Source organism: Methyloversatilis sp. NSM2 (assembly GCF_038066675.1).
In the GTDB taxonomy this organism is placed as follows: domain Bacteria; phylum Pseudomonadota; class Gammaproteobacteria; order Burkholderiales; family Rhodocyclaceae; genus Methyloversatilis; species Methyloversatilis discipulorum_A.
Window position 1 is genome coordinate 52207 of the sequence record NZ_JBBUKV010000010.1, and the last position, 15805, is coordinate 68011.

Below are 15805 nucleotides of genomic sequence, written 5' to 3' on the forward strand. Positions count from 1 at the left end.
CGCCGAGGGCCACACGGGCATGAAGCCCGGGTGGCCGCCGAGCGGCCCTGATCAGGCCGACTTCTTGCGCGCCGTGGCCTTGGTGGCCGGCTTCTTTGCCGCGGCCGTCGTCTTCTTCGCCGCGGCCTTCTTCACCGGCGCCTCGGCTTCGGCCTCCGGCGCAGCATCGGCCGCCGCGGCCTTGGCCGTCTTCGCGCCCGCCTTCGGCTTGGCCGCACGCGGCTCGAACTCGAAGCCCACCTTGCCGTCCGGCTGGCGCACCAGGAAGGCCGAGAACTTGCGCTTGGTGCGCGACGACACGAAGCCCTTCAGCAGGTCGGTACGGCCCGCTTCCAGCAGCTTCTGCATCTGTTCCGGTTCGATCGGCTGCTGCAGGATGATCTTGCCGGAGCGGAAGTCACAGCTCTTTTCCGGCCCGACCGACTTCTCGCAGATATAGGACATCGGCTGTTCGAACACCCGCGCCGAACACTTCGGGCAGGGGCCGAGCGGTGTCTGCTGCGAGAAATCGACCGGCTCGGCGTTCTCGTCCTCGCGCGGCTGGCCGAAATCGAATTCCGGTTCCAGCTTGTCGTTCAGCTTGATCACCGCGTTGAACGGCCGACCCATCTTGTTGCGGAAGCCGGTCAGCGGACCGACCTGGCGCTCGCGCAGCAGCGTGTCGATCTCGTGCGTCTCGAACTGGCGGCCGGCAACGATCTTCCACAGCGAGAAGTCGCAGCTCTGGCACTGGAATTTCTTGTAGTTCTCCTTCACGACGCCGCCGCAGCGCGGGCACTTCTCGTCCAGCGTGGCGAAGTCGCCCGGAATGGTGTCGCTTTCGTAGCTCTTCGCCTGGTGCACGATGTGCTGCGTCATGTCGGCGATTTCGCGCATGAAGGCGTCACGCGACAATTCGCCGCGCTCGATCTGCGACAGCTTGTATTCCCATTCGCCGGTCAGTTCCGGCGAACTCAGTTCGTCGATCTTCAGGCCGCGCAGCGCGATCATCAGCTGGAAGCCCTTGGCCGTCGGAATCAGTTCGCGGCCCTCGCGCAGCATGTAGTTCTCGAGTATCAGGTTCTCGATGATCTGCGCACGCGTGGCCGGCGTGCCGAGGCCGCGGCCGGCCATCGCGGCGCGCAGTTCCTCGTCGTCTATGGTCTTGCCGGCACCTTCCATCGCGGTCAGCAGCGTCGCTTCCGAATACCGTGCAGGCGGCTTGGTCTGCAGCGCCTTGACGATCATGTCATTGACGCGGGCGCTTTCGCCCGGTTTGACAGGTACCAGGCTGGCGGACGCGGTTTCGCCCTTGTCCTTGCCTTCGTCGTCGGCGATCGCCGCTTCCTTGCCATACACCGCCAGCCAGCCGGCATTGACCAGCACCTTGCCTTCGGTCTTGAACGCTTCGCCCTCGACCCGCGTGATGCGCGTCGTGATGCGGTACTCGGCCGCCGGGAAGAACACCGCGAGGAAGCGGCGGGTGACCATGTCGTAGATCTTCGCTTCCGCCTCCGACAGCGATTTCGGCTCGGTGCCGGTCGGGATGATGGCGAAGTGGTCGGAAATCTTGGCGTTGTTGAAGATGCGCTTGTTCGGACGCACCCAGCCCTGCTTGACGATTTCGTTGGCGTGCGGCGCATAGGTCTGCGGCAGGCGGGCCAGCACGTCGTTCACCGTCGGCAGGTAGTCCTCCGGCAGCGCGCGCGCGTCGGTACGCGGGTAGGTCAATACCTTGTGCTTCTCGTACAGCGCCTGCGCGATCTGCAGCGTCACGCGGGCGGAAAAGCCGAAGCGGCCGTTCGCTTCGCGCTGCAGCGAGGTGAGGTCGTACAGCAGCGGCGACAGCTGGGTCGAGGGCTTGGCCTCCTCCTCCACCGTGCCGGTCTTGCCGGCGCACTTGGCCTGAATGGCCTTCGCTCTCGCCTCGTCCCACAGCCGTTCGGCGCGGGCGTGCTCGTCGCCTTCCGGCTTCTTGAACTTCTCGTCGAACCATCGCCCCGGGTACTCACCGGCGGCGACGCCGAAGCGGCCTTCGATTTCCCAGTAGTCGCGCGACTTGAAGCGGCGGATTTCCTCTTCGCGGCGCACCACGATGGCCAGCGTCGGCGTCTGCACGCGACCGACCGTGGTCAGATGGAAGCCGCCGGTCTTGGAATTGAACGCGGTCATCGCCCGCGTGCCATTGATGCCGATCAGCCAGTCGCTCTCGGCGCGCGACATCGCCGCCTGACGCAGTCCTTCGACTTCCTGCGCCGAACGCAGGCCGGCAAAGCCGTCGCGGATCGCGGTGGCCGTCATCGACTGCAGCCACAGCCGTTCGATCGGCTTGTTCGTCTTGCTGTGCTCGACGATGTAATTGAAGATGAGCTCGCCCTCGCGCCCCGCGTCACAGGCATTCACCAGGCCGTCGACGTCCTTGCGCTTGATCAGCCGGGTGAGCAGGCGCAGCCGCTCGGCGGTCTTGTCTATCGGGTTCAGCGTGAAGCGGGGCGGAATGACCGGCAGGTGCGCGAACGACCACTTGCCGCGCTTGACCTCGTATTCCTCCGGCACCGCCAGTTCGAGCAGGTGGCCGACCGCCGAGGACAGCACGTAGTCCTCGCTCTCGAAGTAATCGCCTTCGCGCGTGAAACCTCCCACGGCGCGCGCAATGTCCTGCGCGACCGACGGCTTTTCCGCGATGATCAGTTTCTTGCCCATGCCCGCCCGATACCTGCCGCCGGCTTGCGCGCGCAGGATGCGCGCCGGTTCAAGCGGCGTGAAAGCGGCGCATGATAGGGACAAAAAATCCGAACAGGCAAGACAAGTTGACCCGGCGGACGAAATGCGGGCTGCGATTCATCCGGCCGGGCAGGTCCTGCGCCGCGGCGTCGGGACCGCACTTGTCAGTGCGGCGCGCGCGGCTCGTCGTCGTCCGACAGCAGTTCCTCGAGCACCAGCGTGTCGGTCGTGACCTGCTGGTTCCACAGCACCATCAGCACGATCACCTTGAGCTGGGCCAGCGACACTTCCTCGTCTTCCAGCGCCAGCGCGCGTTCGACGACGATTTCGCGGGTCAGCGCATTGATCGCGCCGGCCTCTTCGAGGAAGGCGAGAAAGCCGCGGCACTCGGTGTCGAGGCGCGACTGTTCGGCGGCCGAGTACAGACGGATGGAACGGCTTTCAGCCGCGATCAGCGGCTTCTCGGCGCCACCGGCGCTTTCGAGACCGGACAGCCAGCCCATGGCTTCCTCGATTTCATCCTGCTCGAAACCGGCGGCCGAGAGCTTGCGTGCGAGCTGGTTGGGCTCGGGATAACTGTCCAGGTGCGCGTAAGTTTCGAAAAGATAGACCAGAACGTCGATCATGATTCGGCTCCGCGCGAGCCGGTCGGCAGGCGTGCCTACCGGCGGGTTTGTAACCCGGCAGCGCGCGACGCGCACTGCCGTACTACCTGATGCGCTGGTAGCGTCCGTCGGGCAGCAGCGCCACCCGGTTTTCGAGTTCCAGCGAGAGCAGCATGGCGGAGAGGGTGTCCGCCGTCAAGCCGGTATGTTGCGACAGCACATCGATTCCGACCGGGTCGAAACCCATCGCGTCGAGCAGCGGACTGCCGTCCCCGGTCGGCGTTTCCACGGCGGTTTCAGGTGGCGGCGCCGGCTGCAGCTCGGACAGGATGTCGCGCGCATCGTCGACCAGCTTGGCCCCCTGGCGGATGAGCTGGTGGCAGCCCTTGGACAGCGGCGAATGGATGGAACCAGGAATCGCGAACACCTCGCGCCCCTGTTCGCCGGCCAGCCGGGCGGTGATCAGCGTGCCGCTGCGCGCTGCCGCCTCGACCACCAGTACGCCGCGCGCGAGGCCGGAAATGATGCGGTTGCGGCGCGGGAAGTTGTCGCGCAGCGCGGGCGTGCCAAGCGGGAATTCGCTGACGATGGCGCCATGCTCGGCGATGCGCCGCGCAAGATCCTGGTTGCGCGGCGGATAGATGCGGTCGGCGCCGGTGCCTACCACGGCCACCGTGCTGCCGACGCCGTCCAGCGCGCCGGTGTGCGCCGCGGCGTCGCAGCCCAGCGCCAGTCCGCTGACGATGGTGAGCCCGCCGCGCGACAGCTCTCGCGCGAACTGCTCGGCGTTGGACGCGCCCTGAGCGGTCGCGTTGCGGGCGCCGACGATGGCCAGCGCGCGCGTATTCAGCAGTTCCGGCCGGCCCTTCACGTAGAGCAGCGTCGGCGGGTCGGCGATTTCGAGCAGGGCTTGCGGGTAGGCCGCGTCGGCCAGCGTGATCAGATGGTTGCCCGGCTGTGACGCCCAGGCCAGTGTGCGCGCGACCTGTTCGTCGCCGTCGAAAGCTGCCAGCGCACGCGCCGCGCGCTCACCGACCGCGGCCCGCACCGCTGTGCCGGCCGCGGCGAAGATGTGTTCGGGCAGGCCGAACACCGACAGCAGGCGGCGCTGCGTCTCCAGCCCGACGCCGCGGGTCAGCGTCAGCCGCAGCCAGGCTGCAGTCGAAGCGTCGCTGGCGACCGGCACGCCTTACGGCTTGCGGAAGCGGTCGCCGACGGTGATCGGACGCTTGGCGTCCATCACCAGCGCGTAGGAAATGTTTTCGTAGACGCGGAACACGAACACCAGGCCGGAACGTTCGTCCGGCAGCTGGTAGGTGTCGATCTTCTGATCCTGGCGGATATCGACCTTGCTGCCGGCCAGATAGGCGGCGAACACATGACCGATCTCGACGCCGTCGTTGGAGCCACGGTTCAGCAGCACGACGTTGTGGCGGCCGGACGACGCCACGCCGCCGACGATGCGTGCAACGCTGCCCTGGATGTCCTGCTCCGGCGCACGCGGCGCATAGGCAACGACCTCGGGCAGACGGGCCGGCACCAGACGGTCGCCCTTGCCGATCTCGAACTGCGCCGACACGACCTGGAAGGTGGCCGGCTCGCCTTCGCGCATCAGTTTCACGTCACCCAGGTACTCGGCCTCGTAGCCGATCACCTGTTTCGTTTCCGGATCGCGGATCGGCGCCGCCGGGCGATAGACATGCCACAGCGGCTTGTTTTCGGTGACGCCGCTCACGTAGGCGGTATCGCCGGCGCTCAGATAGACGCGCCCCTCTTCAGTGCCGACGACGCGCGGCGCCGTTTCGTTGAAGCCGGCTTCGACCGCGATCGGCTTGGTCAGGAAGGGCTCGATCGCCTTGTGCGGAATCGACGCGATCGGTTCCTTGACCGCTTCCTCGTAGGTCTGCGGGCTCAGCTTGACCGGCTGCCCGACGCGCAGCCGCGGCGAACCGCCGAAGTCATCGAGATAGACGATCTGGCCGGGATAGATCAGGTGCGGATTGCGGATCTGCTCGCGATTGAGCCGCCACACTTCGGGCCAGCGCCACGGCTCCTTCAGGAAGAGGCCGGCGATGCCCCACAGCGTGTCGCCCGGCTTGACGACGTGCCGGTCCGGCGCGTTGCCGGCGATGGCCGGCGGTGCGGACTGGGCGAAGGCAGTCGCGCTTGAAAGGGCGACCAGCAGGGAGCATATAATCTTGCGCATGGTGTGGCCTCGCACGGGCAGCGCCTGCGCATGCAGGAACCTGCCGGGGGTTTGCCTTTCAATATCGTTACGAACCGGCTCCACCTTGAATGCCCTGCACCGTCGAAACGGTGACTTGGCAAGGCGGCACGCCAACTGCATGCCGAAGTGTAGCAAGCGGCGTCTTGTAATGACAGTCTGCATGAAAATTCACCGCTAATCCATTAAATCAGCACGACTTTTATGGCCCTGCTCCCGATTCTGAAATTCCCCGACCCCCGCCTGCGCAAGAAGGCGGCGCCGGTCACCGCGGTGGATGATTCCATCCGCAGGCTCGCCGCCGACATGGCCGAAACCATGTACGCCGCGCCGGGCATCGGGCTGGCCGCAACGCAGGTAGACGTGCACAAGCAGGTGATCGTGATCGACATCAGCGAGGACAGATCCGGCCTGATCACGCTGATCAACCCGCGCATCGTCGAGCGCGACGGCGAACAGGTCTACGAAGAAGGCTGTCTGTCGGTGCCCGGCATCTACGACAAGGTGACCCGCGCCGAACACGTGAAGGTGCGCACGCTGACGCTGGACGGCAGCGAGCAGGACATCGACGCGCACGGCCTGCTGGCCGTCTGCATCCAGCACGAGATGGATCACCTGCAGGGCAAGGTGTTCGTCGACCACCTGTCGCAGCTGAAGCAGACGCGGATCAAGACCAAGCTCGCGAAACAGGCGCGTGAAACCGCCTGATGCGTCCGCGCATCGCCTTCGCCGGTACCCCTGAGTTCGCTGCCCGCGCGCTCGACGCGCTGGCCGGCTTCGACTGCGACATTCCGCTGGTGCTGACCCAGCCCGACCGCCCGGCCGGGCGTGGCATGAAACTGATGCCCAGCCCGGTCAAGCAGCGCGCGCTGGCGCACGGCCTGAGCGTGGCCCAGCCGGACACGCTGAAGACGGCCGAACTGCGCGCACCGCTGGTCGAGGCCGCGCCGGACCTGCTGGTGGTGGTCGCCTACGGTCTGCTGCTGCCGCGCGCCGTGCTCGACATTCCGCGCCTCGGCTGCATCAACATCCATGCCTCGCTGCTGCCGCGCTGGCGCGGCGCCGCGCCCATTCACCGCGCGATCGAGGCGGGCGACGCCCGCACCGGCATCACGCTGATGCAGATGGACGAGGGACTGGATACCGGCCCGATGCTGGCCGAGCGCGTCGTCGACATCACCGACTACGACACCACCGCAACGCTGCACGACCGGCTGGCCGCCACCGGCGCACAACTGCTGATCGACACGCTGCCCGAGCTGCTGGCCGGACGCGTCAGACCGGTGCCGCAGCCGGCCGACGGCGCCTGCTACGCGGCGAAGATCGGCAAGGCCGAGGCGGCGCTGGACTTCCGTCGTCCGGCGGTCGAACTCGAGCGCGCGATCCGCGCCTTCAACGCCTTCCCCGGCGGACTGATGACGGTGGAGGGCACGCCGATCAAGCTGTGGCGGGCTCGCGTCGAGCCGACCAGCGGCGAGCCCGGACGCATTCTCGCGGTCGGCGACGAGGGTGTCGTGATCGCCTGCGGGGAGGGCGCGCTGCGCGTGACCGAACTGCAGAAGCCGGGCGGCAAGCGGCTGCCGGCCGCCGATTTCCTGCACGGCCATCCGCTGGTGGTCGGCCAGTACGCCGAGACGTGACCCGTCGCCGCAGTCTCGCCGCCCGCGGGATTTCCTTGTAAGCGCAGTTTTCACCGGCGGCGGCGCTTGAATTTCTTGCTTCGCGCACGATCTATAGTGCGCTTCCTCTCTTACTGAAAGGTATTCGAATGTTCGGCAACTGGCTCAAGACCTCGATACTGATGGCGGGCATCGTCGCGCTGTTCGGCGTGGTCGGTGCGGCCATCGGCGGTCAGCAGGGCATGCTGATCGCACTGCTGTTCGGTGGCGCCACCAACCTGTGGGCCTACTGGTTCTCCGACAAGATGGTGCTGCGCATGTACAACGCGCGCGAAGTCGACGCCGCCTCCTCGCCCTACCTGTACAACATGGTGGCCGAGCTGGCGCAGCGCGCGCAGCTGCCGATGCCGCGCGTCTACATCATCGACGAAGCGCAGCCCAACGCCTTTGCCACCGGCCGCAATCCGGAGAACGCCGCGGTGGCCGCGACCACCGGCATCATCCAGATGCTGTCGGCGCGCGAACTGCGCGGCGTGATGGCGCACGAACTGGCGCACGTGAAGAACCGCGACATCCTGATTTCGACCATTTCGGCCACCGTGTCAGGTGCGATCTCCGCGCTGGCGCAGTTCGGCATGTTCTTCGGCGGCGGCCGGGATTCGGAAGGCCGCCCGGCCAATCCGGTGCTCAGCATCGCCGTCGCCATCCTGGCGCCGATCGCCGCGATGCTGATCCAGATGGCGATCTCGCGCACCCGCGAGTTCGGCGCCGATCGCGAAGGTGCGGCCATCTCCGGCGACCCGGAGGCACTGGCGAGCGCGCTGGCCAAGATCGACGCCTACGCCCGCGGCATTCCGATGCCGACGGCCGAAGCGCATCCGGAAACCGGTCAGATGATGATCATGAACCCGCTGTCCGGCGGCGGCCTGCGCGGCCTGTTCAGCACCCACCCGGCGACCGAGGAACGCATCGCGCGGCTGCGCGCACTCGCCACCGGTCGCTGACACACACCCCCGCCATTGCGGCATCATGCCCGCAGCGTGCGCAGCTTTCGCGGCGCGCGCTGCGGGTTTCGTCTTTCATCTGTACAACGTGGAGATGCCGACATGGATCGAGGCTGGAACGGCGGCGGCGGCGCGCGCAACGTACTCGGCGGACCGCTGGAGCCCTGTTCGTTCAAGCCCATCACCGGTTTCTTCCGCGACGGCTGCTGCAACACGGACGAGAACGACTTCGGCTCGCACACCGTGTGTGCGGTCATGACCGACGCCTTCCTCGACTTCTCCCGCTCGCGCGGCAACGACCTGTCGACGCCACGCCCCGAGTACGACTTCCCCGGCCTGCGCGCCGGCGACCGCTGGTGCCTGTGCGCGATGCGCTGGCGCGAGGCATTCGAGGCGGGCCAGGCGCCGCAGGTGGTACTGGTCGCTACGCACGAGTCGGCCCTGCGGCACGCGCCGCTCGATGCATTGAAGGCCCACGCGTGGGCGGGCTGAACGCAGCGCTTACAATCGCGCTCCTGCGCCCGGCCATCACCCGCATCCAAGATTGAATTCCACTCCCCGCCCCCCCAGGACGCTTCCTGCTGATTCGCTCGCCGCATCGCTGCTCGACGCCGCACACGCCGTCGCCGGCGTGCTGCAGGGTGAGGCGCTCGATGACGCCTTCGGCCACGTCGCTGCGCAGTCGACCAACGGTGCCGCCGTGCGCGACCTGGCTTACCAGTGCCTGCGCGCGCACGCCGGCATCGAACGCCGGCTGGCCGTGCTGGTGCCCAGGCCGCTGCGCGAAACCGATCGCCGCGCGCTGCTGCTGGTCGCGCTGTGCCGGCTCGAAGCGCGGCCCGACACGGCGCACACCACGGTAAACCAGGCGGTCGAGGCAGCGCGCGTCCTGGGCGGTGATCGCTTTGGCGGGCTGATGAATGCGGTACTGCGCAACGCGCAGCGCCGTCACGCCGAACTCGACGCGGCGGTTGCCGCCGATCCGGCCGCCCGGCTGCAGCACCCGCAGTGGTGGCTGGACATGCTGCGTCACGACCATCCCGATCACTGGCAGGACATCGCCGCGCAGGGCAATGTCCACCCGCCGATGGCGCTGCGTGCGAACCGCCGCCGCACGACGCCACAGCAGGCACTGGCGCAGTTGCAGGCGGCCGGCATCGTGGCGCAGATCCGCGGCGACGACGGCCTGCTGCTGGACAAGCCCTGCCCGGTATCACGCCTGCCCGGCTTCGCCGACGGCGAGCTGTCGGTGCAGGATCTCGGCGCCCAGCGCGCGGCCGCGCTGCTCGATGTCGCGCCGGGCCAGCGCGTGCTCGACGCCTGCGCCGCCCCCGGCGGCAAGGCGTCGCACCTGCTCGAACGGGCCGAACTCGACCTGCTGGCACTGGACCACAGCGAACCGCGTACCCGGCGCATCGCCGAGAACTTCGAGCGGCTGGGTCTGCGTGGCCGGATCGCGGTCGGCGACGCCGCGCGGCCGGACGACTGGTGGAACGGCACAGCGTTCGACCGCATCCTGGCCGACGTGCCATGCAGCGCCTCCGGCGTCGTACGTCGCCACCCGGACGCCAAATGGCTGCGCCGTCCGCAGGACATCGCCAGCTTCGCCGCCCAGCAGCGCGCGATACTGGATGCGCTTTGGCGCGTGCTCGCTCCGGGTGGTAAATTGCTCTATGCCACCTGTTCGGTGTTCCGCGCCGAAAATCAGGATCAGGTGGCCGCCTTCACCGCCCGCCATTCCGACTGCCTACGTCTGAGCCCATGTGGTGCGCCAGATCTGCAACTGCTGCCGACCGCCGAGCATGACGGCTTCTATTACGCACTGCTGCAGAAGTCTCCGCGCGCTGGCTGAGCGCGCGCGCGCGCTGCTGCTGGCGTTGCTGATCGCGACGCTGGCCGGCCACGCGTCGGCCGCCGGCGTCACCCTGCGCGACGTGCGCCTCGACCACGGCGACGACGGCTACCAGTTGTCCACCGATGTTTCGATCGCGCTGTCGCCGCGGCTGGCCGAAGCGGTGACGCGCGGCGTCGCGCTGTACTTCGTGCTCGAGTTCGAGATCAGCCGGCCACGCTGGTACTGGCTGGACGAAGACGTGGTCGAACGCAGCCAGACCTACCGTCTCAGCTATCACGCACTGACCCGGCAGTACCGCGTGTCCACCGGCGCGCTGCATCAGAGCTTCGACACGCTGGACGAGGCACTGAAGCTGATCGGACGCCTGCGCAGCTGGCACGTGGTCGACTACGACCGCCTGAAGGCCGGCGAGAGCTATGTCGCCTCGCTGCGCCTGCGCCTGGATGTGACGCAGCTGCCCAAACCTTTCCAGCTCAGCGCAATGAGCAATCGCGACTGGACGCTGGAATCGGAATGGCAGCGCTGGGGCTTCACCGCACAGCCGCAGGAGGCGCGATGAGGGCCTTCATCGTCGCCACCACGGCGATCAGCGGCGTGCTGTTGCTGCTGCTGTCGCTGGCCAGCGAGAACACCGAGCTGTTCGCACGCAATTACCCGCTGCTGCTCGGCATGAACATCACGGTCGCGGTCGGCCTGCTGGCGCTGGTCGCCTGGCTGGTGACGCAGCTGCTGCGCGAGCACCGCGCCGCCGTGTTCGGCTCCCGCCTGAAGCTGCGTCTGTTCGCCGCCTTCGCCGCGCTCGCCGTGGCACCGGGCGCGCTGATCTACGTGCTGTCGGTGAACTTCGTGTCGCGCTCGGTCGATTCCTGGTTCAACGTGCGCATCGAACAGGCGCTCGAGGGCGGCCTCAACCTCGGCCGCAACACGCTGGACTACGTCTCCGCCGACCTGCTCGAAAAGGCCCGCGCGATGGCGCGCGAACTGGGCGACACGCCCTTGATCCGGCGCAGCGCGCGGCTGGACGAGCTGCGTGAGCAGTCGGGCGCCGCCAGCGCGACGCTGTTCTCGTCCGCCGGCCGCGTGCTGTCGACCAGCTCGGCGGCCACCCGGCTGGTGCCGCCGTTGCCGTCGCCGTCGCAACTGCGGCAGGCGCGCCAGGGCGCCGGTTTCGCCGCGGTCGAGAGCGACGTCGACGCCGGACTGACGGTGCGCGCGCTGGTGTTCGTCGGCAGCGGCGCGCTCGCCTCCGACGCCCCGGTGCTGCAACTGACCCAACCGCTGCCGGCTTCGCTCGCGCAGAACGCCGAAGCGGTGCAAAGCGCCTACCGCGACTACGAAGAGCTGTCGCTTGCGCGCGCCGGGCTGAAGCGCATCTTCGCGCTGACACTGACGCTGGCGCTGCTGCTCGCGCTGCTGTCGGCGCTGGCGGTGGCCTTCGTCATCAGCCGTCGCATGTCGGCGCCGCTGTCCATCCTGGCGCGCGGCACCGACGCGGTGATGCAGGGCGACTTCAGCCCCATCCCGGCGGTCGCCTCGCGCGACGAACTGGGCACGCTGACCCAGTCCTTCCGCCGCATGACGGAACAGCTGAACGAGGCGCGCGCGCAGGCCGAGCGCAGCCGCGCCGAAACCGAAGCGGCGCGCACCTATCTCGAAGGCGTGCTCGGCAACCTGTCGACCGGCGTGCTGGCCTTCAGCCCGTCGACGAAATTGCGCGCCGCCAACCAGGGCGCGATGGCCATCCTCGGTGACACGCTGGAGGGGTGGGAAACGCTGACGCTGGCGCAGTGGCCGCGGCATGCCGAACTGCGCGACACCATCGTCGCCGCGATCGACGAGGCGCAGGAATCGTGGAGCCGGCAGATCGACATCCCCGACCCCTTCGGTCCCGGCAAGACGCTGCTGATCCGCGGCTCGCAGCTGCCGGCGGCCGGCGGCGGCGGCTTCGTCGTCGTGTTCGACGACATCACGCAGCTCATTTCCGCGCAGCGCAGCGCCGCCTGGGGCGAGGTCGCGCGGCGGCTGGCGCACGAGATCAAGAACCCGCTGACGCCGATACAGCTGTCGGCCGAGCGGCTGCAGTTCAAGCTGTCGGACAAGCTCGACGCGGATGGCCAGAAGATGCTGGCACGCGCCACCTCGACCATCGTCGATCAGGTCGAGGCGATGAAGAACATGGTGAACGCCTTCCGCGACTACGCGCGGCTGCCGGCGCCGGCGCTGGCGCCGCTCGATCTGAACCGGCTGGTCGACGAAGTGCTCGGCCTGTACGAAACGTCGGCCGCCCGCATCGAGCGCCAGCTGTCGCCGGACCTGCCCCAGGTCGCCGGCGATGTCGGACAGCTGCGGCAGGTGATCCACAATCTGCTGCAGAACGCGCAGGACGCGCTGGCCGAGGCCGACGCGCCCTGCATACAGATCCAGACGCGGCGCCGGGGGGGGCGTGCGGAACTGGCGGTGCGCGACAACGGCAGCGGCTTTCCGCCGCAGGTGCTGGCGCGCGCCTTCGAGCCCTATGTCACGTCCAAGGCGCGTGGCACCGGGCTCGGGCTGGCCATCGTCAAGAAGATCGTCGATGAGCACGAAGGTCGCATAGAAATAGAGAACGTCGCGCCGCATGGCGCGGAAATCCGCATCTCGCTGCCACTGGCGGCATGAAGGAATCAGGGAAGAATGGCTCGCATACTGGTCGTAGATGACGAAATGGGGATCCGCGAACTGCTGTCGGAAATCCTCAGGGACGAAGGGCACGACGTGACGCTCGCCGAGAACGCGGCGGCGGCACGCGCGGCACGCACGGCGCAGAAACCGGATCTGGTACTGCTCGACATCTGGATGCCCGACACCGATGGCATTTCGCTGCTGAAGGAGTGGGCTTCGGGCGGACAGCTGACGATGCCGGTCATCATGATGTCCGGCCACGGCACCATCGATTCGGCGGTCGAGGCAACGCGCATCGGCGCGATGGACTTCCTCGAGAAGCCGATCGCGCTGGCCAAGCTGCTGAGCGCGGTCAAGCGCGCGCTGGCGCGCGGCGCCTCGCCCGAGCAGAGGCCGAGCGCGCCGTCGCTGAGCGCGGTCGGACGCAGCGGTGCACTGCGCGACCTGCGACGCAAGATAGAACAGATGGCCGCCCGCTCACGCGTCGTCCTGCTGCGCTGCGGTCCGTCCAGCTTCGGCGAACTGGCGGCGCGCACGCTGGCCGCGCCCGGCCGGCGCTGGCTGGAACTGGCGACCATCAGCGGACCGATCACGCAGGAACAGCTCGATGCCGCGCGCGGCGGCGTCATCCACACCGGCGACATCGCTCACCTGTCGCGCATGCAGCAGAAGAACCTCGCTTTCGCGCTGGAGCGGCTCGACCGCCTGGACGCCCGGCTGATCGCCTGCTGTGCGCAGGGTGCGCCGGAACTGCAGGCGGCAGGCTGGGAAGAGGCCGTGCTGGCGCGGCTGTTCGAGATCGTGCTGCCGCTGCCGGCGCTGGCCGAGCTGCGCGACGAAGTGGCCGATCTGGCCGAGGACGTGCTGAAACATCTGGTCGAGGCAGGCGAGGTACCGACGCGGCGGCTGGCCGAGTCGGCACGTCCGCTGCTGCGCCAGCACGGCTGGCCCGGCGGCTACGGCGAACTGGTGTCGGTGCTGCGCTCGGCCGCGCTGGCCGCGCTCGACGACGAGGTGGACGCGAGCGCGCTGCGCGCGCTGCTGCGGCCGACCGGCACACCGGTGCTGCCCGGCCTCGACCAGCCGCTGCGCGAAGCGCGCGAGGCCTTCGAGCGCATGTACTTCGAGCACCACATGGAACGCGAGGGCGGCAACATGACCCGCCTGGCGGAACGCTCCGGACTGGAGCGCACCCATCTGTACCGCAAGCTCAAACAGCTCGGACTGCCCATCGGACGGCGCGGCGAACACCACGAGTAGCGCGCGTCGCGGCCGGCACGATCCGACCGGAATGCCTTCTGCCCGGGCCGGAGGCGGGGTTCTGTGGGAGGGGTCCTGACCCCGACAGCAGCCTGCAGAGTGCAACGGCGGCGTCGCGGCCAGAGCCGCTCCCACAGGGGTTGCGCCTGACCGTGAGCTTGCGCTGGAGCCGGGGTTCTGTGAGAGGGCTCTTCTGACCCCGACGAGCCTGTGCCGAAGCCGGCGAACCTCGGCGCCCGCGTCGCCGCCAGGGCCGCCCCCACAAGAGTTGCGCTCGATCCGGTGTCAAGTTCGACGGCTCTCGCGGCACACGCCCCATGCCATGCGGATTTGCGGTTAGACTTCGCGGCGTCTCATTCCATGACATACAGATGTCTCTCGCCATCCTGCGCAGCCGTGCGCTTGCCGGCATGCAGGCGCCGGAGGTTGCGGTCGAAGTCCATGTGTCGAACGGCCTGCCCGCCTTCTCGCTGGTCGGTCTGCCGGACGTCGAAGTGCGCGAGGCGCGCGACCGGGTGCGGGCGGCCATCCTCAGTTCCGGCTTCGACTTTCCGGCGCGGCGCATCACGGTCAATCTGGCGCCGGCCGACCTGCCAAAGGAATCGGGCCGCTTCGATCTGCCGATCGCGCTGGGCATCCTGATCGCCGCCGGTTCGCTCGAAGCAACGGACATCGACGGCATCGAGTTCGCCGGCGAACTGTCGCTGACCGGCGCGCTGCGCCCGGTGCGCGGCGCCCTGCCGATGGCGCTCGGCGCCCGCGCCGCCGGCCGCACCTTCGTGCTGCCCGCCTCGTCGGCGCCGGAGGCGGTGATCGCCGGCGGCATCGACGTGCGCGCCGCGACCTCGCTGCTCGACGTATGTGCGCATCTGTGCGGGCAGTCGGCGCTGCCGCGCGCGGTGCCGGCCAGCATCACTGAACGGGTTGCTTGCGCGGATCTGGCCGACGTGCGCGGGCAGCGCGGTGCCCGCCGCGCCCTGGAGATCGCCGCCGCCGGCAATCATTCGCTGCTGATGTCTGGGCCGCCAGGCACCGGCAAATCGATGCTGGCCGCCCGCTTCACCGGCCTGCTGCCGGACATGGACGAAGCCGAGGCGCTCGATACCGCGGCAGTGCTGTCAGGCGCCGGTCTGTTCGACCCGGCGGCGCTCGGCCGCCGCCCCTTCCGCGCACCCCATCACTCGGCCAGTGCGGCGGCGCTGGTCGGTGGCGGCGCCATTCCGCGGCCGGGTGAAATATCGCTGGCGCACAACGGCGTGCTGTTCCTCGACGAACTGCCCGAGTTCGACCGCCGCGTGCTGGAGGCGCTGCGCGAGCCACTGGAAACCGGCCACGTGACCATTTCACGCGCCGCCCACCGCGCCGAGTTTCCGGCCCGCTTCCAGCTGATCGCGGCGATGAATCCCTGCCCCTGCGGCTATCTCGGTCACCCGTCGGCACGCTGTCGCTGCACGCCGGACCAGATCGCGCGCTACCGCGGCCGGCTGTCCGGGCCGCTGCTCGACCGCATCGACCTGACGGTCGTCGTACCACCGCTGACCGAACACGAACTGCGCGCCGGGCCGGGCGAGGCCAGCGTCGAAGTAAGGCAGCGGGTGTGTGCGGCGCGCGCGCTGCAGCAGCGGCGGCAGGGCAAACCGAACCAGCGGCTTGAAGCGGCAGACATCGACCGCCATTGCCCGCTGGACGACGCGGCGCACGCTCTGCTGGCGCAGGCGATGAACCGGCTCAGGCTGTCGGCGCGCGCCTATCACCGCTGCCTGAAGGTGGCGCGGACGATTGCCGATCTGAACGGACGGGAAGTGATTGCGGCGAACGAAGTCGCCGAGGCGGTGCAGTTCCGGCGCGCACTCGACGCGCCGGCGAGCTGAGGC

The 15805-nt window shown here is 68.6% G+C and carries 13 protein-coding genes; 9 read left to right on the forward strand and 4 right to left on the reverse strand.

Annotation, left to right across the window (positions count from 1 at the left end):
- Positions 1 to 51: 51 nt before the first annotated feature.
- The 4 genes from WJU27_RS16265 to WJU27_RS16280 all read right to left on the reverse strand — a co-directional run bounded on the left by WJU27_RS16265 (position 52) and on the right by WJU27_RS16280 (position 5514).
- Positions 52 to 2682, reverse strand: a complete 2631-nt coding sequence (locus tag WJU27_RS16265) for a DNA topoisomerase III (RefSeq protein ID WP_020162915.1) — start codon at positions 2680 to 2682, stop codon at positions 52 to 54.
- 185 nt (positions 2683 to 2867) lie between these two features.
- Positions 2868 to 3329, reverse strand: coding sequence for a DUF494 family protein (locus WJU27_RS16270; RefSeq protein WP_020162914.1), 462 nt, complete (start codon positions 3327 to 3329; stop codon positions 2868 to 2870).
- An 82-nt stretch (positions 3330 to 3411) separates the two neighbouring features.
- Entirely contained in the window at positions 3412 to 4494 is a 1083-nt protein-coding gene (dprA, locus tag WJU27_RS16275) for a DNA-processing protein DprA (RefSeq protein WP_341422755.1), read from the reverse strand.
- A 3-nt stretch (positions 4495 to 4497) separates the two neighbouring features.
- Positions 4498 to 5514: a LysM peptidoglycan-binding domain-containing protein gene (locus WJU27_RS16280; protein ID WP_020162912.1), complete on the reverse strand. Its 1017-nt coding sequence runs from the start codon at positions 5512 to 5514 to the stop codon at positions 4498 to 4500.
- Between the two features lie 222 nt (positions 5515 to 5736).
- Here WJU27_RS16280 and def point away from each other — a divergent pair, with 222 nt between their 5' ends.
- The 9 genes from def (at position 5737) to WJU27_RS16325 (ending at position 15802) form a co-directional block, all read left to right on the forward strand.
- Positions 5737 to 6240 carry a peptide deformylase gene (gene def, locus WJU27_RS16285; RefSeq protein WP_020162911.1) on the forward strand — a complete coding sequence of 168 codons (504 nt, stop codon included), beginning with the start codon at positions 5737 to 5739 and terminating at the stop codon, positions 6238 to 6240.
- A complete protein-coding gene (fmt, locus tag WJU27_RS16290) occupies positions 6240 to 7172 on the forward strand; it encodes a methionyl-tRNA formyltransferase (RefSeq protein ID WP_341422756.1) in 933 nt (310 codons plus the stop codon). Before def ends, fmt begins: the two co-directional genes overlap by 1 nt.
- 128 nt (positions 7173 to 7300) lie before the next feature.
- A complete protein-coding gene (gene htpX / locus WJU27_RS16295; protein WP_019915927.1) occupies positions 7301 to 8155 on the forward strand; it encodes a zinc metalloprotease HtpX in 855 nt (284 codons plus the stop codon).
- A gap of 102 nt (positions 8156 to 8257) precedes the next feature.
- Complete coding sequence (locus tag WJU27_RS16300; protein WP_020162909.1) at positions 8258 to 8647, forward strand: DUF2237 family protein; 390 nt, start codon at positions 8258 to 8260, stop codon at positions 8645 to 8647.
- Positions 8648 to 8786: 139 nt separating this feature from the next.
- On the forward strand, positions 8787 to 10007 hold the full coding sequence (gene rsmB, locus WJU27_RS16305) for a 16S rRNA (cytosine(967)-C(5))-methyltransferase RsmB (protein WP_341422794.1): 1221 nt from the start codon (positions 8787 to 8789) through the stop codon (positions 10005 to 10007).
- Positions 9958 to 10569: a DUF4390 domain-containing protein gene (locus WJU27_RS16310; protein ID WP_341422757.1), complete on the forward strand. Its 612-nt coding sequence runs from the start codon at positions 9958 to 9960 to the stop codon at positions 10567 to 10569. The genes rsmB and WJU27_RS16310 overlap by 50 nt, the downstream gene beginning before the upstream one ends.
- Entirely contained in the window at positions 10566 to 12668 is a 2103-nt protein-coding gene (locus WJU27_RS16315; RefSeq protein WP_341422758.1) for a sensor histidine kinase, read from the forward strand. The genes WJU27_RS16310 and WJU27_RS16315 overlap by 4 nt, the downstream gene beginning before the upstream one ends.
- A 15-nt stretch (positions 12669 to 12683) precedes the next feature.
- Positions 12684 to 13931 (forward strand): sigma-54-dependent transcriptional regulator, encoded by a 1248-nt coding sequence (locus WJU27_RS16320; protein WP_020162905.1) that lies wholly within the window; start codon positions 12684 to 12686, stop codon positions 13929 to 13931.
- Positions 13932 to 14302: 371 nt separating this feature from the next.
- Complete coding sequence (locus WJU27_RS16325; protein ID WP_020162904.1) at positions 14303 to 15802, forward strand: YifB family Mg chelatase-like AAA ATPase; 1500 nt, start codon at positions 14303 to 14305, stop codon at positions 15800 to 15802.
- Positions 15803 to 15805: the final 3 nt, after the last annotated feature.